The sequence below is a fragment of the Actinomadura sp. J1-007 genome (assembly GCF_009793335.1).
GTDB lineage: Bacteria > Actinomycetota > Actinomycetes > Streptosporangiales > Streptosporangiaceae > Spirillospora > Spirillospora yumaensis.
This window is the reverse complement of record NZ_WING01000001.1, coordinates 3,698,892-3,718,407: the sequence shown is the minus strand read 5'-3', so window position 1 is coordinate 3,718,407 and position 19,516 is coordinate 3,698,892. Positions and strand designations below refer to the sequence as shown.

Annotated in this window: 18 protein-coding genes and 1 pseudogene; 9 read left to right on the top strand and 10 right to left on the bottom strand. The window is 74.2% G+C overall.

Features of this window, described 5'->3' with window-relative positions; genetic code table 11:
* Positions 1 to 25 precede the first annotated feature (25 nt).
* From GEV43_RS16875 to GEV43_RS16850, 7 genes and pseudogenes are all read right to left on the bottom strand, one after another.
* Positions 26 to 1,429 (bottom strand): SLC13 family permease, encoded by a 1,404-nt coding sequence (locus GEV43_RS16875; RefSeq protein ID WP_206681187.1) that lies wholly within the window; start codon positions 1,427 to 1,429, stop codon positions 26 to 28.
* 73 nt (positions 1,430 to 1,502) lie between these two features.
* Entirely contained in the window at positions 1,503 to 3,086 is a 1,584-nt protein-coding gene (locus GEV43_RS16870; RefSeq protein ID WP_160821525.1) for an amidohydrolase family protein, read from the bottom strand.
* A gap of 10 nt (positions 3,087 to 3,096) precedes the next feature.
* Positions 3,097 to 3,801: a MurR/RpiR family transcriptional regulator gene (locus GEV43_RS16865; protein WP_164717197.1), complete on the bottom strand. Its 705-nt coding sequence runs from the start codon at positions 3,799 to 3,801 to the stop codon at positions 3,097 to 3,099.
* A 211-nt stretch (positions 3,802 to 4,012) separates the two neighbouring features.
* Positions 4,013 to 4,795: an SLC13 family permease gene (locus GEV43_RS50385; protein WP_375539047.1), complete on the bottom strand. Its 783-nt coding sequence runs from the start codon at positions 4,793 to 4,795 to the stop codon at positions 4,013 to 4,015.
* A 16-nt stretch (positions 4,796 to 4,811) separates the two neighbouring features.
* A pseudogene (locus tag GEV43_RS56130) lies at positions 4,812 to 5,411 on the bottom strand (SLC13 family permease); the annotation flags it as partial.
* On the bottom strand, positions 5,408 to 6,610 hold the full coding sequence (locus GEV43_RS16855) for a CaiB/BaiF CoA-transferase family protein (protein WP_160821524.1): 1,203 nt from the start codon (positions 6,608 to 6,610) through the stop codon (positions 5,408 to 5,410). The pseudogene GEV43_RS56130 and the gene GEV43_RS16855, both read right to left, overlap by 4 nt.
* A 502-nt stretch (positions 6,611 to 7,112) precedes the next feature.
* Complete coding sequence (locus GEV43_RS16850) at positions 7,113 to 7,709, bottom strand: TetR/AcrR family transcriptional regulator (RefSeq protein ID WP_160821523.1); 597 nt, start codon at positions 7,707 to 7,709, stop codon at positions 7,113 to 7,115.
* A 147-nt stretch (positions 7,710 to 7,856) separates the two neighbouring features.
* Here GEV43_RS16850 and GEV43_RS16845 point away from each other — a divergent pair, with 147 nt between their 5' ends.
* The gene (locus tag GEV43_RS16845; protein WP_160821522.1) at positions 7,857 to 9,485 is read left to right on the top strand and encodes an AMP-binding protein; all 1,629 of its coding nucleotides are present in this window, start codon (positions 7,857 to 7,859) and stop codon (positions 9,483 to 9,485) included.
* A gap of 15 nt (positions 9,486 to 9,500) precedes the next feature.
* Positions 9,501 to 10,679 carry an acyl-CoA dehydrogenase family protein gene (locus tag GEV43_RS16840; RefSeq protein ID WP_160821521.1) on the top strand — a complete coding sequence of 393 codons (1,179 nt, stop codon included), beginning with the start codon at positions 9,501 to 9,503 and terminating at the stop codon, positions 10,677 to 10,679.
* 740 nt (positions 10,680 to 11,419) lie between these two features.
* On the opposite strand, the gene GEV43_RS16835 is transcribed toward GEV43_RS16840, so the two are convergent.
* Together GEV43_RS16835 and GEV43_RS16830 are read right to left on the bottom strand one after the other, a co-directional pair.
* Positions 11,420 to 12,490: a CU044_5270 family protein gene (locus GEV43_RS16835; protein ID WP_160821520.1), complete on the bottom strand. Its 1,071-nt coding sequence runs from the start codon at positions 12,488 to 12,490 to the stop codon at positions 11,420 to 11,422.
* On the bottom strand, positions 12,483 to 13,061 hold the full coding sequence (locus GEV43_RS16830) for an RNA polymerase sigma factor (protein WP_160821519.1): 579 nt from the start codon (positions 13,059 to 13,061) through the stop codon (positions 12,483 to 12,485). Before GEV43_RS16830 ends, GEV43_RS16835 begins: the two co-directional genes overlap by 8 nt.
* Positions 13,062 to 13,192: 131 nt before the next feature.
* On the opposite strand from GEV43_RS16830, the gene GEV43_RS16825 reads away from it, so the two are divergent.
* Entirely contained in the window at positions 13,193 to 13,906 is a 714-nt protein-coding gene (locus GEV43_RS16825; protein ID WP_160821518.1) for an aspartate/glutamate racemase family protein, read from the top strand.
* Between the two features lie 37 nt (positions 13,907 to 13,943).
* Here the strand turns inward: GEV43_RS16825 and GEV43_RS16820 are convergent, their stop codons facing one another.
* Positions 13,944 to 14,666: a TetR/AcrR family transcriptional regulator gene (locus GEV43_RS16820; protein WP_160821517.1), complete on the bottom strand. Its 723-nt coding sequence runs from the start codon at positions 14,664 to 14,666 to the stop codon at positions 13,944 to 13,946.
* Between the two features lie 109 nt (positions 14,667 to 14,775).
* Here GEV43_RS16820 and GEV43_RS50380 point away from each other — a divergent pair, with 109 nt between their 5' ends.
* The 6 genes from GEV43_RS50380 (at position 14,776) to GEV43_RS16800 (ending at position 19,414) form a co-directional block, all read left to right on the top strand.
* Positions 14,776 to 15,591, top strand: coding sequence for an MFS transporter (locus GEV43_RS50380; protein ID WP_241682936.1), 816 nt, complete (start codon positions 14,776 to 14,778; stop codon positions 15,589 to 15,591).
* Positions 15,504 to 16,322, top strand: coding sequence for an MFS transporter (locus GEV43_RS50375; RefSeq protein ID WP_309239676.1), 819 nt, complete (start codon positions 15,504 to 15,506; stop codon positions 16,320 to 16,322). Before GEV43_RS50380 ends, GEV43_RS50375 begins: the two co-directional genes overlap by 88 nt.
* 200 nt (positions 16,323 to 16,522) lie before the next feature.
* On the top strand, positions 16,523 to 16,669 hold the full coding sequence (locus tag GEV43_RS46865) for an LPFR motif small protein (RefSeq protein ID WP_164717196.1): 147 nt from the start codon (positions 16,523 to 16,525) through the stop codon (positions 16,667 to 16,669).
* 320 nt (positions 16,670 to 16,989) lie between these two features.
* Complete coding sequence (locus tag GEV43_RS16810) at positions 16,990 to 17,595, top strand: DNA-binding response regulator (protein WP_160821516.1); 606 nt, start codon at positions 16,990 to 16,992, stop codon at positions 17,593 to 17,595.
* A 318-nt stretch (positions 17,596 to 17,913) separates the two neighbouring features.
* Positions 17,914 to 18,750, top strand: a complete 837-nt coding sequence (locus tag GEV43_RS16805) for a sulfotransferase domain-containing protein (RefSeq protein WP_160821515.1) — start codon at positions 17,914 to 17,916, stop codon at positions 18,748 to 18,750.
* The gene (locus tag GEV43_RS16800; protein ID WP_160821514.1) at positions 18,743 to 19,414 is read left to right on the top strand and encodes an ankyrin repeat domain-containing protein; all 672 of its coding nucleotides are present in this window, start codon (positions 18,743 to 18,745) and stop codon (positions 19,412 to 19,414) included. Before GEV43_RS16805 ends, GEV43_RS16800 begins: the two co-directional genes overlap by 8 nt.
* The last annotated feature ends 102 nt before the right edge of the window (positions 19,415 to 19,516 follow it).

The following is a 19,516-nucleotide window of genomic DNA, read 5'->3' as shown; positions in this document are numbered from 1 at the left end:
GTTCCCCCTGCCTCGGCACGGCGTCTCACAGCAGCACGGCGAACAGGACGAGGAACCCGGCCGTGTTGGCCACCATGATCGCCCAGCCGTTGAACAGCATCATCCGCAGGTCGCCGGAGCGGGCCAGGCCCATCTGCCCCATCATGTCCGCGGTCGGGTACGGGCCGAGCTGGTCGATCTGCGCCGTGCCGAGCAGCGACACCGCCCACGCGGCGGGCGGCACGCCGAGCGAGGTGACCAGCGGGCCGAACAGCTTGTTGATCAGCACCACCTGCGCGACGGCCGCGCCCGGCACCGCGTGCACGTAGCCGAGCAGCACCACCAGCAGCAGGAACGCGTACGGGCCGACGTCCGGCATGACGTCCTTCAGCGAGTCGAAGATCGTCTCGAACGCGCCGGTCTTCTCCACCAGCGTCAGCAGCGGGTCCAGCAGCCAGAACAGCACGAACAGCCAGATCAGCCGCGCCGCGCCCGCGTACACGGCCTCGGCCGTCGCCTTCGGGCCCTGCCCGGCCGCCAGCCCCGTCGCCGCCGCCGCGACGACCATGACGACCAGGGCGTAGGAGTAGCCGGCCTTCATCCACACCCCGTACACCGCGAGCACGACCAGCACGCCCACGAACACGAGCGCCGCGCGCCGTCCGGCCGCGGTGGACGGGGCGTCGCTCTCGCCCTCGGCCCGGTCCTCCGCGGTGTACTCCTGGTCGGTGTGCTTCTGGATCCACCGCGCCATGAAGAAGCCGGTGACGATGGTGATCAGGCCGACCGGGAGCCCGGCGTGCAGCAGGTAGTCGCCGTACGACAGCTTCGCCGCGGCCGTGATCGTCACGACCGGCGGGGTGAACGGGCCGACCATGAGCCCGGCCGCGCCCGCCGCGTGGAACATCGCGGCGACCGCCGGGGGCCGCCAGCCCATCCGCGCCGCGATCGGGATGACGATCGGCGCGATGATCGCGTTGCCGCCCGCCAGGGTGCCGAGCGCGCCCACGATGACCAGCGAGGACGCCATCACGCCGAGCTGGACGCGGGTCGGGGTGCTCAGCCCGATCCGGCTCATCACGGTCCGCACGAGGGTCTGCGCGGCGCCGGTCTGCTGCGCCACCTGGCCGAGTCCCGCGCCGAGCAGGATGATCAGCCCGATCACCGCGACGAGCGAGCCCGTCGAGGTGGCGAGCTGCTCGCCGAGGGGGACGGGCGCGGTGCGGGTCATGATCGCCGCGACCAGCACGGCGCCGACGGTGGCGAGCACCACGTCCACGCCGAGCAGCGCCAGCACCGCGTACAAGATGATCGGGACCAGGCCCCAGAGCCCGGCCTTGCCGCCGGCCACGGCCAGCACGATGCTCGCCGCGACGCTGATCCCGAAGCAGGCCACCGCGGTGGTCTGCTTGCGGTCCAGACGTCCGCCGAGCGTGACGGCGCTGTTCACACGCGCTCCTGTTCAACGGGGACCCCGTGCGGGGTCCGGTCAAGGTCCGTCCGGACCGGCGGCCGGGCGGCGCTCACGCCGCCCGGCGCAGGACGCGGCCCGGCCGGGCGCCGGTGGCGGCGGCGTCGCGGAGGACGGGCACGCCGCGCACCAGCACGTGCCGCACGCCCGTGGCGAGCCGCCACGGGTCGGCGAAGCCGGAGTTGTCGATCACCGTGTCCGGGTCGAACACGGCGAGGTCGGCGACCAGGCCCGCGCGGACCTCGCCCCGGTCGGCCAGGCCGAGGCGCGCGGCGGGCAGCGAGGTCATCTTGCGCACCGCCTCGGGCAGCGTGAGCAGCCCCTCCTCGCGCACGTACCGGCCGAGGACGCGGGCGAACGTGCCGAAGCTGCGCGGGTGCGGGCTTCCGGGCCCGGCGGGGCGCAGCGTCCAGCCGTCGCTGGCGACGCTCACCAGCGGATGGGCCAGGACGGTCGCCACGTCGGCGGGGGCCATCGCGTGGTTGACGATCGAGACGGTGGCGCGGTGCGCGGCCAGCAGCTCCATCGCCGCGTCCGCCGGGTCCGCGCCCAGCTCGGCGGCCAGGTCGGTCAGGCTGCGGCCGACGAACGCCGAGTAGGGCCCCTCGGGGAGCTCGGCGACGATGACGCCCGCCGGGTCGATGTCGCGGCCGAAGCGGGCGCGCAGCTCCGCGGCGATCCGGTGTCGGGTGGATCGTTCCATGAGGCGTTCGAGCAGCCGCGCCGTCCCGCCGTCCATCGCCCAGCCCGGCAGCCGGGACGTCAGCGTCGTGGACGAGGCGGTGTAGGGGTAGACGTCGGCGGTGACGTCCACGCCGTCCGCGCGGGCCGCCTCGATCGCGGCGAGCGCGGCGTCCACCGCGCCGTGGTTGGCCGGCCCCATCGCCTTGAGGTGCGAGATCTCCAGCCGTACGCCTGAACGGCGCGCGGCGTCCAGCGCCTCGCCGACGGCCGCGAGCAGCGCGCCGGTCTCGTCGCGCATGTGCGTGGAGTAGAGCATCCCGTGCTCGGCGGCCGTCGCGGCCAGCGCGGCGACCTCGTCCGGCGAGGCGTAGCTGCCGGGCGCGTAGATCAGCCCGGTGGAGAAGCCGAACGCGCCCTGCTCGGCGGCCTCGGCGAGCAGCGCGCGCATCCGCGCCGGCTCGCCGCCGGTCGCCGCGCGCTCGTCCGCGCCGAGGGCGGCCAGGCGCAGCGCCTGGTGGCCGACCTGGGTCGCCAGGTTGATCGCGGGCGGGTCGGCCTCGACGGCCGCCGCGTACCCGTCGAGGTCCGTCCAGCGGAACTCCATGCCGGAGGCGAGGAACCCGGCCGACCCGCTGAGCGCCGCCGCGTCCGCCACGGGGAACGGCGAGAACCCGCAGTTGCCGCCGAGCAGCGTCGTGACGCCCTGGTGGACGGCGGTGTCGGCGGCCGGATGGTCCTGGACGGTGAAGTCGGCGTGCGAGTGCAGGTCGATGAAGCCGGGCGCGACGACCAGGCCGGAGGCGTCCAGCACCTCGGCGGCGGGGCCGGGCTGGAGCGTTCCCGGCGCGGCGAGCGCGGTGATCCGCCCGTCGCGGACGGCGACGTCGGCCGCGCGGGGCGGCGCGCCGGTGCCGTCCACGACCTCGCCGCCGGAGATGATCAGATCGTTCACGCCGCCCCCCTCATTCGTCGGAGTAGATGTGCAGGGCCTGGGCGAGGTCCTCGCGCCGGGCGAGCCGCCGCCGCGCGCCCTTCGCGCTCGCGGCGGTGAGCGTGGCGAGGGCGTGGACGACGGCGGAGATGGCGGTCGGCGAGTCGCTGAACGACGCGCTGCCGGTGCCGACCACGACCGTGGTGTCGCCCGCGGCGGCGAGCGGGGAGCCCGCGTCGTCGGTGATCGCCACGACGTGGCCGCCGGCGGCGGCGAACTCGCGCGCGACCGTCGTGGTGTGCCGGGCGTAGCGGCGGAACGAGAACGCGACGAGCACGTCGGTCGGCCGCACGTCGCTGAGCACGTCGATGGCCCGTACCGCGGCCTCGTCGATCAGGCTGATCCCCGAGAGGCTGGCCGACAGCTCCAGGTGCAGCAGGGTCGCGTGCGCCCGGCTCTTCTGGCTGCCGGCGACGAACCGGCGGCGGGCCGCGACGATCTTGGCGGCGGCCCGTTCCAGCGTGCCGTCGGCCTGGAGCGCGGCCATCGTGCCCGCCAGATTGGCGCGCTCGGCCTCGATCACCGCGTTCAGCAGCACCGACGCCGACGACGGCCGCCGCAGCCGCGCCCCGTACCGGGCGTCCGGGCTGGTCAGCCGCCGGTTCTCCGCCGCCTCGGCGGCGCGCCGGTCATCGGCCGGCGCCGGGCCGCCCCGCCGGGAGGACTCGTCACTCAAGGCTCGCTCCCGTCCGTGGATACGTTTCCTATGTTGACGCGCCCCGTTTCTAGCAGCCTGGTTAAGCGCACGTCAATGGTCCTGCTCATGTAAATTCGAGCAGGTCAGGACGGGATCCGCACCCCTCCGACAATGTTGCTGATATGTAACGTATTTCTGCGTTGCCGGCGGGTGCCCGCCCGCGTCGGGGCGCGGGCGGGCGCCTTCGCGCTCAGATCCCCGCCGCCAGCGGGACGAGGAGCAGCACGGCGGGGAGCAGCACGGCCGCGCCGACCGACCAGCCGAGCGTCCAGCGGAACACGCGGGGCGTGTCCTCCTCGCGGGTGTTGGCGAGCACCAGCCCGCCGCCGAGGTGCAGCGGGCTGATCGCGACCGCGCCGATCGTCCCGCAGACGGCCACCAGCAGCGCGGTGAACTGCGCGGACGTCTGGTGCGGCAGCGCCGTCGCCGCCAGCGGGACGATCAGGCCCAGCACCGCGACCGTCGAGGACTCGATCGTCGCGAAGAACGCCGCCAGGTAGGCGATCGCGAGGACGGTGAGCAGCGTGCCGTCGATCCCGCCGAGATGCCGGGCGAGCGTCTTCAGCGTCCCGACCCGTTCGAGGTCGGCGACGTAGACCAGGATGCCCGCGGTCAGCACCACCACGCCCCACGGCAGGTCGGCGACCACCCGCCGGGTGTCCGGCCGGAACGCCGCGTGCAGCACGAGCCCGACGGCCAGCGCCACGAACGCGACGTTCATCCCGAACGCGAGCACGGCGACGACGAAGACCCCCAGCCCGGCCAGCGACCCGACCTGGTACGCGGTGACCGGCCCCGCCCCCGAACCTCCGGAACCCCCGCCCCCGCTCCCCCAACTTGCGAAGCACCCCCGCGCACGGACTCGGGCGCGGGGGCGGGACCGGACTCGGGCAGGGGCGCGGTCGCGGGGCGGGCACGGACCCGTGCGCGGACGCGGGCGCAGGCACGGACTCGGGCTCTTGGGCGGGCTCAAGGGTGGTGCGGCGGGCGAGGCGTCCGCCGCCGAGGGCGAAGAACGCGATCACGGTGACCGCGAACTTCAGCGCGGCGAGCCCGACGAAGAGCATGCCGGGCGAGTAGTCGGCACCCTGCCTGTCGGCGAGCGAGCGGACGATCGCCGCCCAGGGCGACAGCGGGGAGAAGCCTCCGACGCCCGCGCCGCTGCACGCGACCAGGGCCATCAGGACCGGGTCGATGCCGCGGTTGCGCGCCAGCCGCATCGCGATCGGCAGCACGATCGCGACCGTGGCGCTCGGCAGGGTGCCGATGCCGCTCAGCACGGCCCCGACCAGGAACATCACCCACGGCAGCGCCCAGTCGCGCCCGCCGGACGCGGCGACCACGGCGTGCACCATCCGGTCGATGGCGCCGCTGCGCTGCGCGTGCCCGAACATGTACATCACGCCGATGATGAGGACGACGATGTCGGCGGGGAACCCCGCGAGGACCTCCGCCTTCGGGATTCCGGCGATGCCGGCGAGGAGGAACGCGGCGGGCAGCGCGACCAGCCCGACGTTGACGTCCCGCCAGATCGCGAGTACGAAGACGGCGAGGAGCAGGACCAGGGACAGCACCTCGTTCGAGCTCATGCCGCACCGCCCCGCGCCGCCTCGGACCGGGCGGGGGCGGCTTCGCCGAGGAGTTCGGCGGTGTGCTCGCCCAGCTCCGGAGCGGGGCGGCGGAAGGTGTCCAGGCCGAGGCCGAAGCGGGTGGGGAAGCGGACCGCGGGGCCGTCGGCGGTGTCCGCGATGAGCTCCCGGGCCGCGATGTGCGGATCGTTCAGCAGGTCGTCCGGGCCGGTGAGGACGGGCGCCCAGGGGACCCCCGCCTCGTCCAGGACGCGGCTCCACCACGCCAGGTCGCGGGCGGCGAACGTCCGGGTCAGGATCCGCTCGACCTCGCGCTTGCGGCGGGTGCGCTCGGCGCGGCCGTCGAACGCGGCGGTGTCCAGGTCGGGGAACGTCCCGGCGAGCCGTTCGCGGAACGCCCGCCAGAACTTGTCCTCGAAGGTGGCGAGGGACAGCAGGCGCCCGTCCGAGGTCGCGAACACGCTGTTGTCGCCCATGACGAGCGGGCTGTCGGACGGCGCGGCGAGCCCGGCGAGCGACAGCGCCGCCGGGCCCGCCCACGCGGTGGCGGCGTCGTGCAGGGACAGGTCGAGGTGCTGGCCCGTCCCGTTCCGCCCGGCGCTCATCATCGCGACGGCCAGGGACAGCGCCGCGTACATCGAGCCGATCAGGTCGCCGACGCGCACGCCGGGCCGCGTGACCTCGGCGTCCGGGCGGGACGGGACCGCGAAGAAGCCCGAGAGGCCGAGGAAGTTGAGGTCGTGGCCGGGACGCCCCGCGTACGGGCCGTCCTGCCCGAATCCGCTGAGCGAGCAGAGCACGATCCCCGGGTTGGCGGCGCGCAGCCGCTCGTAGCCGAGGCCCATCTCGTCCAGGACGCCGGGGCGGAAGCTCTCCACGACCGCGTCGGCGCGTCCGGCCAGGCGCAGGAACGCCGCGCGGCCCTCGGCGGAGCGCAGGTCGAGCGCCACCGACCTCTTGTTGCGGTTGTTGACCGCGAACCGCCGCCGCCCGAACGCGCGCAGCGGGTCGCCGCCGGACGCCGCGTCCTCCACCTTGACCACGTCGGCGCCGAGGTCCGCCAGCAGCATCGTGGCGAACGGGCCGGGCAGCAGCCGCGAGAGGTCCAGCACGCGCGCGCCGTTCAGGCAGGACCAGGCGACCTCGCCCGGCGGCCCGGGAACGTCCGCGCCATCGGCGGGGGGTGGTGTGCTCGCCACGAGACCTCCTCAAGGCGCGCGGGCCCGGCGGCCTCCCCGTCACCGTTCGGCCGACCGCTCCCCGCACCCAAAACTGAACAGACTGTCTGGTAACAGTCGAAGTGGCCGGTAATCTACGTCACGTTCCGGAGCAGTCTCAAGGGCCCGGCGCGAACGAACGGCCCGATCACGCGAGGAGGCCAGGCGGCGCCGGACGTGCGGACGGGCCGGACACGCGACGAGACCAAGCGGACCCCGGACGTCCAGACGGCCCCGACGTGCGGACGGGCCCGGCCGTCCGGACGGGCCCGACGTGCGAGCGGGCCCGGCCGTCCAACCGGGCCGTCCAACCGGGCCGTCCAACTCGGCCGCCCAACCGGGCAGCCGGGCAGCCGAACGGGCCGTCCAACCGGGCGGGACAGCCCGACGGGACAGCCGGACGGGACAACCGGGTGGGACAGCCGAACCAGGCGAACACCGAACCGGCCGGGCGTCCGAACGGGGGGCGTTCGGGGAGGTCAGGTCAGGCGGGGGCGGGGAACCCGCTGGCCCAGTAGCGGCCGTGGACGGCGAGGTCGAGGAGCATCCGGGAGACCTCCTCGGCCGGCATCGGCGGGGTGTCGTGCTCGACCCACCACTGGAGGACGGCGGTCTGCTCGCCGACCCAGACGCGGGCGAGCAGGTCGGGGGCGAGCCTCGGCTCGACGCCGTTCAGCTCGGCGCGCTTGCGGAACTCCAGGCCGGTCGCCCGGACGAAGTCCTCGGTGAACATCCGCAGCGGCTTCCCGTCGCCCTCGCCGCGCAGGATGATCCGGTAGAGGTCGCGGCGGTCCTGGGCGTGGCGGAACATCTCCAGGACCGGCTTGCCGGTGAAGCCGACGGCGTTCTCGGCGACCAGCGGCTTCAGCCGCTCGCGCAGCTCGTCCAGCAGCTCGGCGGCCACCCGCGTGAACAGGTCGTCCTTGTCGCGGTAGTGGCTGTAGAACGTGGCGCGCGCGACGTCGGCGCGCTCGGCGATGTCCTCCACGGTGATGGCGGCGTAGCCGCGTTCGAGCACGAGCCCCACGAGCGCGTCGTTCAGGGCGCGCCGCGTGCGCCGCGTCCGCCTGTCCTCGGCCATCGTCACCCTTCGCGCGCCGTCGTCCGCTCGGGCGCGCCGTCCCGCCGTCCGCGCCCCTCGCCAGTCTAGAGACTCTTGACATGCGGTGAGTTAGTGAACATTCTGTCTGAAAATTTACAACACGTCCTCTAACTTCCGAGGTGATCGATGAACCTGGGCGTCTATCTGACCCGCAGCGCCCGGTACTGGCCGGACGAGCCCGCGGTCGTCTGCGCGGACCGCCGCTGGACGTTCCGGCGGCTGGAGGAGGAGGCCGACCGGCTCGCCTCCGCGCTGCTCGGCCGCGGCCTCGGGCCGGGCGACGCGGTCGCGAGCCTCGCCTGGAACCGGGGCGAGCTGGTCGTGGTCGAGTTCGCCCTCTACAAGGCCGGGCTGATGAGGGCCCCGATCAACGCGCGGCTCGGCCGGGCCGAGATCGCGCACATCCTGGCGTACGCGCCGGTCCGGGCCCTCATCTTCGACGCCGCGCACGCCGGCGACGCGCTCGCCGCCATCGCCGCCTCCGGCTCGGACTGCCTCCCCGTGGCGTTCGACGAACCACCCGCCCCGTCGGCCGGCTCCACCGCCCCGCCCGGCTCGGCGCCCTCGCCCGGCGCCACGCCGGAGGGCGCCGTGCTGGGGTACGGGGCGCTGCTCGCGGAGGGGGGCGGGGCCGGGCCCGTCCGCGTCGAGGTGTCCGAGGACGACCCGGCGGTGCTCAACTTCACGTCGGGCTCGACCGGCGCGCTCAAGGCGGCGACCCAGACCGTGGGGAACCGGCTCGCCAACATGCGCAAGCAGCTCATGAGCGACGAGTCCCGGCCGCGCCCGGGCGGACGCTACCTGGCGTGCGGCCCGATCACCCACGCGGCGGGCATGGGGCTACTCGCCGGGGTGTTCGGCGGCGCGACCGCGCACATCCTGCCGACGTGGGACGTGGACGCCTTCCTCGACACCGTCGAGCGGGAACGGATCACCGCGACGTTCATGGTGCCGACGATGCTCACCATGCTGCTCGCCCACGAGGGCCTCGCCGGGCGCGACCTGTCGAGCCTCACCAGCCTGCGGGTCGGCGGCGCGCCGGTGTCGCCGGCGCGGCTGCGGCAGGCCGTCGAGGTGTTCGGGCCGATCGTCGCGCAGGGGTACGGCCTCGGCGAGACCACCAGCGTCGTCGCCGGGCTGAGCGCCGCGGAGATCGCGCGCGCGGTCGCGGACGATCCCGAGCTGCTCGGGTCGTGCGGGCGCGCGGCGTACGACACCGAGGTCCGGGTGGTGGACGAGGCGGGCCGGGAGCTGCCGCCCCGCGAGGTGGGCGAGGTGGTCGTGCGCGGCCCCGACTGCGTGCGCGAGTACTGGCGGGAGCCGGAGCTGTCGGCCGAGACGTTCCGGGACGGCTGGGTGCACACCGGCGACCTCGCCTGGATGCGCGAGGACGGCTACCTGTTCATCGTGGACCGCAAGAAGGACATGATCATCTCGGGCGGTTTCAACGTGTACTGCACCGAGGTGGAGGCGGCCCTCTACGAGCACCCGGCCGTACGCGAGGCGTGCGTGGTCGGCGTCCCGGACGAGCGGTGGGGCGAGGCCGTCAAGGCGGTCGTCGTCACCCGCGGCGGCGCGGACGGCGAGGTCACCGAAGAGGGGCTCATCGCGTTCTGCGCCGAACGGCTGGACCGGTTCAAGAAGCCGCGCTCGGTCGACTTCGTGGCCGAGATCCCCCACAACCGCAACGGGAAGGTCGACCGGAAGGCCGTCCGCGAGCCGTACTGGGCGGGCGCCGCCCGGCGGGTCAACTGAAGCGAGGAGACGACGATGACCTTTTCCCTGCGCCCGTCCTACGACGAGGACCCGGACCTCGCGGCCCTGGTCGCGGACCTGCGCGGCTACCTCGACGGCGAGCTCGCCGACCACGAGCGCCGCAACGGCATCGGCCGCGACACCCGCCTCACCCGCGCGATGCTCGAACCCGTCTGGCAGCGCAGCCGGGAGCTCGGCTTCTACGGAATCCACCTGCCCGAGGAGCTCGGCGGCCGGGCCATCACGCACACCGCGCTGGCCGCGCTGAAGGAGGAGATCGGGGCGAGCGGCCGGGTGCTCGGGCACAGCGTGCTCGGCGAGATGGGCGGCCCGCTGCGCGCCGGCGACGTCTTCCGGCACGCCACCGAGCACCAGCTCCACAAGTACTTCCTGCCGGTGGCGCGGGGCGAGCGCGCCTGCTGCTTCTCGCTGACCGAGGCCGACGCGGGTTCGGACGTGCTCGCCATGCGCACCGTCGCGGTGCCGGACGGGGACGGGTACCGGCTCACCGGGCACAAGGTGTTCAGCAGCGCCGGGCCGTTCGCCGACTTCGCGATCGTGATCGCCCGGATGGACGGCACCGAGCGCTCGTTCTCCGCGTTCCTCGTGGACCTGGACAGCCCCGGCTGCCGGGTCACGGACGGCGCGACGCCGATGTCCGGCGACCACATCGAGAGCGACGTGATCCTGGACGACTGCCGCGTCCCGGCGGCCAACCTGCTCGGCCGGGAAGGCGACGGAATGCGCATCGGCCTCGGCCGCGTGACCGTCAACCGGCTGCTGCACTGCCCCACCCTGCTCGGCATGGCGCGCCGGGCCCTCGACCTGACGCTGGAACGGGCCCGCACGCGGATGGTGCACGGCGCCCCGCTCATGCGGCTCCAGGCGATCCAGCACAAGCTCGCCGACATGGCCACCGAGTTCTACGCGGCGCGCTCCATGACGTACGCGGCGCTGGCCGACCTCGACCGGGGCACGCCGCCGCGACTCGAAGCGTTCATGTGCAAGCTGTTCGTCGCCGAGACCGCGTTCCGCATCCTGGACGAGGCCGTGCAGATCCACGGCAAGGAGGGGCTGACCCAGGGGAACGAGGTCGAATACCTCTTCCGCCGGGTCCGGATGTTCCGGGTGCTGACGGGCACCTCGGAGATCCAACGCAACGGCATCGCAAAAGACCTCGCCGCCCTCCCCTAACCCGTACCACCTCTCCGCTGCCACCCCCCGCGCCCGCACCCGCGCCGCCCCACCGGACGCGGGCGCGACGCGCGGCGCGCAGGCACGGGCGGCGCGCGGGCGCGAGCGGGCGACGTGCGGGCGCGAGCAGCGTGCAGACGCGAGCGGCGCGCGGACGCGCGCGGCAGGCGAGGGCGGCGTGCGGACGCGAGTGGTGTGCGGACATGGACGGCGCGCGGACGCGAGCGGCAGGCGCGGGCGGCGTGCGGACGCGGGCGGCCGATGTGCGGGCGGGTGCGGCTGGCGTGCGGCGGCTTGCGGGCGACTTGTGAGCGCTCGGGCGGCGTGCGGGCACCGTGTGGACGCGGGCGAACGGTGGGCGGACACGCGCGGACGGCGTGCATACGCGTGCGTACGCGCTGCGGACGCGTGTGGGCGGAGTGGGGACGAGCGCGGCAGTGCGGGCGCGTGCGGGGGTCGTGCGGACGCGCGGCAGGCGCGGGCCGCATGCGGGCATCGGGCGGATTAGCGCGGACGGCGGGCAGGCGTGGGCTTGGCGGGCGGGCGGCCGCCGGGGCGGGCGGTCAGGGGCGGACGAGCGCGGGCAGGCGCGGACGAGGCGGGCGGCGGGCAGGCGCGGGCTCGGCGGGCGGGCGTGAGCTTGGCGGGTGGGGGGCCGTCCGAGTGAGGGCGGGCGGCGGGCGGGGGCTCGGCGGGCGGGCGTGGGCTTGGCGGGCGGGCACCCGTCCGAGTGGGGGCGGTCAGGGGCGGATGTGGGGGCCGGAGACGGGGGCGGACGCCAGGAGGGCGGACCAGCCGATCACCGAGCCCTTCTTGATGTGGATGGGCGTGCGGGAGTCGGTCTCGACGTCGGCGGGCGGCGCCGGGACCGTGTGGTCGGCGACGGTGATCGAACGTCCGCCCAGATAGCGGTAGGTGGTGCGGTCGAGGATCAGCTCCTGCCTGATGTAGCCCTCGCTCATCACGTACAGCGCGAGGCCGTGCCTGCCCTGCGCGTCCACCGAGTCGGGGAGCGTCCGGACGCCGGGCATCCGGGACAGCGCGCCGTACAGCGTCGCCTGGAGGCGCGGCGGGACGTAGTACGACTCCAGCAGCGCCGACACGAGGTTGAACGCCGCGATGCCGCGCGGCGCGCCGAGGACGTCGTTGCGCACGCTGAAGCCGACCGGGCCCCGGCCCGCGGGCGGGTGCGCCGCGAGGCGCCTGATGCGGTGGACCTCGGCGTAGAGGCGGGCGAGCGCGGCGTCGGGGTCGGCGGGCATGCCGATCAGCGCCTTCGCGGTCGGCTCGGTCAGCGGGACGATGGCGCGGTCCTTGCGGGGCGGGGTCCGGCCGTCCACGGTGAGCCACCGCTCGTCGACGGTCCGCTTGGTGCGGGGCCCGAGCACGCGGCCGTCGATCTCGGCGGTGAGGGTCTTGACGTAGATCCACTGGCCGGGCGCCAGCGGGGTGTCCGGCTGCGACCGCGCCGCCGTCCTCGCGCGGGTCGCGAGCTCCTGCGCGTTGGCGACCGGGCCCGCGGGGACGACGCCTCCCGGCGAGGTGTCGCCGCCCACGCTCTGCACGACCGTGACTCCGGCGGCGATCGCCGCGGCCAGCGTCCCGACGGCGACGGTACGCACCACGGGCCGCGAGAAGCGGCGGCGCGGGAAGGCAGGACGCGAAGAGGCGCGGCGTGAGAAGGCGCGGGTCTCCTGGTCGGCTCCGCCGTCCATGTCGGCGAGGAGCCTTGCGCGGCCCTGGGCCAGCGACGCGCTGTCCGGCTCGGCCACGTCGCGGACGAAGTCCTCCATCAGCTTGAGCTCATCCATGGCGGGTGTCCTCCAGGGTCGCGCGCATCTTCGTACGGGCACGGTTCACGCGGGACGACACGGTGCCGACGCTGACGTCCAGCGCGCGGGCGATCTCCTTGTAGCTGAGCCCGGAGGCGAGGAGCACCATGGCGTCGCGTTCGCCGAGGTTGAGGCGGGCCAGGGCGGCGGCGAGGCGCTTGCGCATGGCCTGGGCGGCGAGGCGGTCGGTGACGGCCTCCAGGGTCGTCTCGCGGGCCGGGTCGACGCCCGTCCGCGCGATCGCCTTGAAGAACCTGACCTCGGAACGGCGGTGCCGCCTGATCAGGTTCGTCGCGATGCCGTACAGCCAGGGCCGGGCGTCGGCGAACGCGGCGTCGTACCGGCCGCGGTCCCGGAACGCCTGGAGGAACGTCTCGGCCGTCAGGTCGTCGGCCGCGTCCGGTCCGAGCCGCCGGACGGTGTAGCTCCGGATCGCCGCGGCGTGCCGGTCGTACAGCTCGGCGAAGCGCTCCGGCTCGTCGCGGGACGCCCGGATCAGCGCGGCGTCGTCGACGCGGCCGCCGGGAGGGGCGAGGGGGCGGGGGATCATGCCGCCTCCCGGTCTGGGGGTGTGCGTGCCATGCCTGCTTTTGCCCGATGCCCCGGCGCTTCTTCCAGAGCCGGCGCCCTTGCGAACGGTCAGAACATCATGATCTTCTCGGGACGAGCCAGGGAGGTCGTGTGAGACACGTGGGGATCCTCGCCCACAGCGCCGAAGGCGCGGCGCTGTGCTTCCAGACCGTGTGCCGGGAGGGGTTCCGCGAACTCGGCCCGCACGAGCACCCGGACGTGACGCTCGACTGCGTCGCCATGGGACGCAGCATGCCCGCGTGGGACTCGGGCGACCACGCGTCCATCCGCGAGACGCTCGCCGTCAGCGTGGACAGGCTCGCCAAGGCCGGAGCCGACTTCTTCGTCTGCCCCGACAACACCGCGCACATGGCCCTGGAGGCCCCGGGCGAGCCGCTCGCCCTGCCCGGCCTGCACATCGCCCAGGTCGTCGCCGAACGCGCCGCCCGCGACGGCCGCGGCAAGGTCGGCGTCCTCGGCACCCGCTACCTGATGGACGGCGACCTCTACCCGCGCGCGCTCGGCGAACGCGGCATCGAGGCCGAGATCCCGGGCCCCGACGACCGCCGCCTGATCAACGAGACCATCTTCGGCGAACTGGTCAACGGCGTGTTCCGCGACGAGGCGAGGCGCGAGTTCGTCCGCGTCATCGAGGACCTGGCCGCGCGCGGCTGCGACGCCGTGGCCCTCGTCTGCACGGAGATCCCGCTGCTGGTGCCGCCTGAGTCCTCTCCCCTGCCGACCCTCGACTCGACCCGCCTCCTGGCCCGTGCCGCCTTCGAGGTGGCCGCGGAACACCGGCCCCTCCCGACCTGGCACGGCTGACTCCCCTTCCCGCGCGGGCCCGTCCGCCGGGGCGGCGTCAATGGTCGTCCAGCCAGGATTGGAGGCCGTCGAGGAGGCGGTCGAGGCCGAACGCGAAGCTGTCGTCGGGGTCGATGACGAGTGAGCCGTTCTCCCCCCACCAGGCGGCGTAGTGGGGGTACTCGGCGGCGGTGCGCGCGACGTAGGGCGCCAGGGAGCCGACCAGCTCGCTCGGCGTCTTCCCGGCGCGGGCCGTCGCGGTGCGCAGGGCGACGTCGCCGGTGGCGGCGCCGATGGCGTGCGAGGTGAGCAGCGAGCTCGCCCGCGCGAGGTCGGCGCCCGCGAACCCGGCGGCGGTCAGGACCTCGACCATCCGGTCGCTCATCCGCATCGCCTGCGGCCCGATCGCGGGCCGGACGCCGAGCAGGGCGACCATCCACGGGTGGCGCAGCAGCACGGCGCGCAGGTCGCCGGCGAGGCTCGCGGCGGCGGCGCGCCAGCCGACCGCGCCGACGTCCGGGAGCCGCACCTCCCCCATGATCTCGTCGACGGCGAGCTCCAGCAGCTCGTCCTTGTTGGCGACGTAGAAGTAGGCCGACGTGGCGCCCGCGCTGAGGTGCGCGGCGAGCCGGCGCATGCTGAGACCGTCCAGGCCCTCGGCGTCCAGCAGCTCGATGGCGGCGGCGACGATCTCCTCGCGGCTGAGCTGCGGCCGGCCCCGCTTCGGCTTGGCCGGACGCAGCCAGACCGAGTCGGCGATGGGGTCGGTGTTCTGGGGCATGCGCGCGTTCCTCCGGGGTGCTCGACGGCTCGAAGCCTACCCGCTGGAGAACAGCGTACGAAAGTTGGTACAGTGTGCGAAAATTCGATCGCCGTACCAATGAGGAGCCATGCCTACCCCTCACCCCCGCCGCTGGTGGATCCTCGGCGTCCTCTGCCTGAGCCTGCTCGTGGCCGTCATCGACAACACCGTCCTCAACGTCGCGATCCCGTCGCTGGTCCGCGACCTGCACGCGAGCAACTCCGACATCCAGTGGATCCTCGACGCGTACATGCTGGTGTTCGCCGGGGTGCTGCTCACGGCGGGCGCCCTCTCGGACCGGTACGGGCGGCGGCGCGGCCTGGTCATCGGGCTCGTGCTGTTCGGCGGCGCGTCCGTGCCCGCCGCGCTCGCCTCGTCCCCCGGCGAGCTGATCGCGGCGCGGGCCCTGATGGGCGTCGGCGGCGCGTTCCTCATGCCGGGGACGCTGTCCATCCTCACCACCGTCTTCGACGAGAAGGAGCGCAAGAAGGCGCTCGCGATCTGGAGCTCGGTGCTCATGGTCGGCGCGCTCGGCGGCCCGATCGTCGGCGGCCTGCTGCTGCGGCACTTCTGGTGGGGCTCGGTGTTCCTGCTCAACGTCCCGATCGCGGTGCTCGGCGTGGTCGCCGCGCTGCTGGTCATCCCCGAGTCGCGCGGCCCGCGCGTGCGCCCCGACCTCCCGGGCGCCGTGCTGTCCACGGTCGGGATGACGGCGCTCGTGTGGGGCGTGATCGAGACGGCGCGGGACGGCTGGTCGTCCGGGCGGACGATCGGCGGGTTCGTCCTCGCGGTCGTCGCGCTCGCCGCGTTCGTGCTGTGGGAACGGCGCTGCCCGAGCCGATGCTGCCCGTCGGCCTGTTCCGCGACCGCAACTTCAGCGGCGCGAGCCTGTCGGTGGTGCTGATGTCGTTCTCGGCGGGCGGCCTGCTGCTCGCGCTGACCCAGTACCTCCAGTTCGTCCTCGGGTACAGCCCGCTCAAGGCGGGCGTCGCGTTCATCCCGCTGCTGCTCGCGGCGATGGTGTGCAACGGGATCGGCGTCGTGATCGACAAGAGGTTCGGCGCGCGGGTCGCGGTCGGCGGCGGCCTCGCGCTGCTCGCGGTCGGCTTCGGCGTGCTCGCCATGCTGTCGCCCGGCGACGGCTACCCGATGCTCGTCACCGCCCTGGTCATCATGGGCATGGGCAGCGGGACGATGGGCCCCGCCGCGTACGGCACGCTGCTCGGCGCGCTCCCGCCCGAACGCGCCGGGGTCGGCTCCGCTGTCAACGACACCGTCCAGCAGCTCGGCCAGGCCCTCAGCGTGGCCGTGCTCGGCAGCGTCCTGTCTGCGGCGTACTCGGACAACCTCCCGGACGCGGTCACCGGCCCGGCGCGCGAATCGGTCGGCGACGCCCTCGCGGTCGCAGCCGCGAGCGGCGACGCCGCCCTGGCCGCCGCCGCGCGCAACGCCTTCACCGAGGCGGTCTCCACAACGGCGGTCGCGGGCGTCATCGGCGGCGCGATCGCGGCGGTACTGGCGTTCGTCGTCCTCCGCCCGACCCCCGCCGCCCGCCCCACCACGGAGCCGGAGACCGCCGACGACGGTGACGACGGCAAGGGCAACGGCGACCCGGCCACCACCGTCCCCGGCTAACGCCGTCCTCGCGGCCGGCCGCGTTCCGGCGGCCGGCCACGTTCCGGCGGCCGGTCGCGTTCCGGCGGCCGGTCGCGTTCCGGCGCCCGGCCGCGCCCGCAGCCCAAGAACGCCTTCCAAGGGCGGACCGAAACCGGCCTGAATGTGTAGACGCGAAGGGAGGGGTACGTACGACCATCGACAACGAAGAAGGAGAGACAATGCGCCGTATCACCGCGGCACTGCGAAGCATCATCGCGACCATCGTCAACGTCGTCACGCTGCCGTTCCGGGTCCTGCTCCAGCTCCTCACCCCCTCGGGCCGGGCGGGCCGCCGCACGTCGCGCCGCACCCGCCGCGCGGCCTGACCTCCGACGCCCGCCTCCGGATGCCGCACACCGCGCAGCCGGACGACCGCAGCACCACCCCGTCAGCGCACGCGTAGCCGTGATAGCGCAGCGCGGAGACGACGTCGGCGCGCGCCCGTTCGCCCGTGCCCTCCGGAATGCCCACGAACCGGCACCGGATCGCACCCCTCTTGAGGACGAACACGGCGCCGCCGACGTCGTCCACCCCGGTGTCCCGATCGGGCGAACGGCGGTCGCAGGACCGGCCGGTTCTCGCGGGGGCGCGCGCGTCCGACACGATGGATCATGGCGGAGCCGTAGTGCGGGCGGGAGGGACGACCATGATCCGGGTGCTGATCGCCGAGGACATGCACATGGTCAGGGGCGCGCTGGTCGCGCTGCTGAAGTTGGAACGCGACATCGACGTCGTCGCGGAAGTCCATTCGGGCGACGCCATCGTCCCGGCGGCGCTCGCGGAACGCCCGGACGTCGCGGTCATCGACATCGTGCTGCCCGGCGTGGACGGCCTCACCGCCGCCGCCGAACTGCGCGACAGGCTGCCGTCCTGCCGCGTGCTGGTCCTCACCGGCGTCGGCCGCCCCGGCAACCTGCGCCGCGCGCTCGCCGCGAAGGTGTCCGGGTTCATCGTCAAGGACGCGCCGCCCGAACAGCTCGCCGAGGCCATCCGCAAGGTCGCGGCCGGGCTGCGAGTGATCGACCCGCAGCTCGCGGTCGCCGCGCTGGAATCCGAGTATGGCCCGCTGTCGGACCGCGAACTGGAGGTGCTGCGGCTCGCGGCCGAGGGCATCGAGAGCGACGAGATAGCGGCCCGGCTGAACCTGTCCCCCGGAACCGTCCGCAACTACCTCACCGCGATCGTCGCCAAACTCGGCGCCCGCAACCGCCTGCACGCCGTACGAATCGCCGAGCACGCCGGCTGGCTCTAACCCCACCCCGCCAGCCGAGCCGGATGCGCCAACCGAACAGACCAGCCAAACGCGCCAGGGGCCGCCCCCGCCGAACGCGCCCGCTAGCCGCCGAACGCACCGTCCGAACGCGACCTCCGCGCGTCCCGTCCGGACGCGCCCGCCAGCCGCCCCCGCCGCCGTACGCACCGGCCGGGTGCAGCCTCCGCCCGCCCGCCGTCCTCCACGGACGTGCCCACCAGCCGCCCCTGCCGGACGCGGCCCCCGCCCGCCGGACGCGGTCTCCGGGCGCCCCGTCCGGACGAGTCAGGCGTTCTGCCACTGGCTACGCTGGGGCGCATGGACTGGACCCGGTACACCTCGGCGGACGAGGACAGCGGCCGGTGGGAGGACTTCCCGTTCCGCCGGGGCGACATCGTGATCAGTACCCGGTCCAAGAGCGGCACGACCTGGATGCAGATGATCTGCGCGCTCCTGGTCTTCCGCACGCCCGAACTCCCCGAGCCGCTCTCCGCTCTCTCCCCGTGGCTCGACTGGCTCGTCACGCCCCGCGACGAGGTCATCGCGCGCCTCGAAGCCCAGCGGCACCGCCGGTTCGTCAAGACCCACACCCCGTTGGACGGCGTCCCGCTCGACCCCCGCGCGACGTACATCGTCGTCGCCCGCCACCCGCTCGACATGGCCGTCTCCCTGCACCACCAGAGCGCCAACATCGTCCGCGAACGGTCCCGCGCCCTTCCTCCCCTGGACGAATGGCTTCTCGACTGGATCTCCCGGGACGTCTCGCACCTCGAAGAGATGGACTCGCTCCCCGGCGTCATGTGGCACCTGTCCGACGCCTGGTCGCGTTCCGAGCCGAACGTCGTGCTCGTTCACTACGACGACCTGCTGCGCGACCTCCCCGGCGAGATGCGCCGCCTGGCGGGGATCCTCGGCATCGACGTGCCCGAGGACGTGTGGCCGTCCCTGGTGGACGCGGCGACGTTCGCGTCCATGCGCGCGCGGGCGTCCGTTCCGACGCCGCCGGGCGTCCTCAAGGACGACGCCGCGTTCTTCCGCCGCGGCACGTCCGGCGAGGGCCGCGCGGCCCTCACCCCCGCCGACCTGGCCCGCTATCACGAACGCGCCGCCGCCCTCGCCCCGCCCGACCTGCTCACCTGGCTGCACCGTGATTGACGCGGCCGTCGAGGCGATCCGTACCGGCGCCCCCGAGACGCTCCGCCGCGTTCTCGCCGCCTCCCCGAACCTCGCCACCGCCCGCCCGGACGGCGCCCGCACGCTCCTGCACGTCGCCACCGACCACCCCGGCCACCTCCCGGAGATCGCGCGGACCGTCCTCGTACTGGTGGAGGCGGGCGCCGACGTCAACGCCCCGTTCGCCGGCGCGCACGCCGAGACGCCGCTGCACTGGGCCGCGAGCAACGACGACGTACCCGCCGTGGACGCCCTCGTCGCCGCCGGAGCCGACGTCTCCGCTCCCGGCTCGGTCATCGACGGCGGCACGCCCCTCGCGGACGCCGTCGCGTTCGGCCAGTGGAACGCCGCGCACCGCCTGCTGGAACACGGCGCGGACCCCAACCTCTGGCAGGCCGCCGCCCTCGGCCTCCTGTCCCGCGTCCAAGCCCTGACGGACCCGGTCCCCGCCCGTTCCGAACTCTCCAACGCGCTGTGGTGCGCAGCCCACGGCGGCCACCAGAACACCGCCGCCCACCTCCTCGCCCTGGGCGCCGACCTCAACTGGGTGGGCCACGACAACCTCACTCCCCTGGACGCCGCCCGCCGCTCCAACTTCCCCACCATGGCGATCTGGCTCGAATCCCACGGCGCCCACCCCACCTAACCCCCAACCGCATTACCTGGCCGATCAATTCATATAATCCACCCCTCCGAAGGCACCGAAATCCCGTAACGAGAACACTTCGACTCCCCGGCCGCCCGCCGT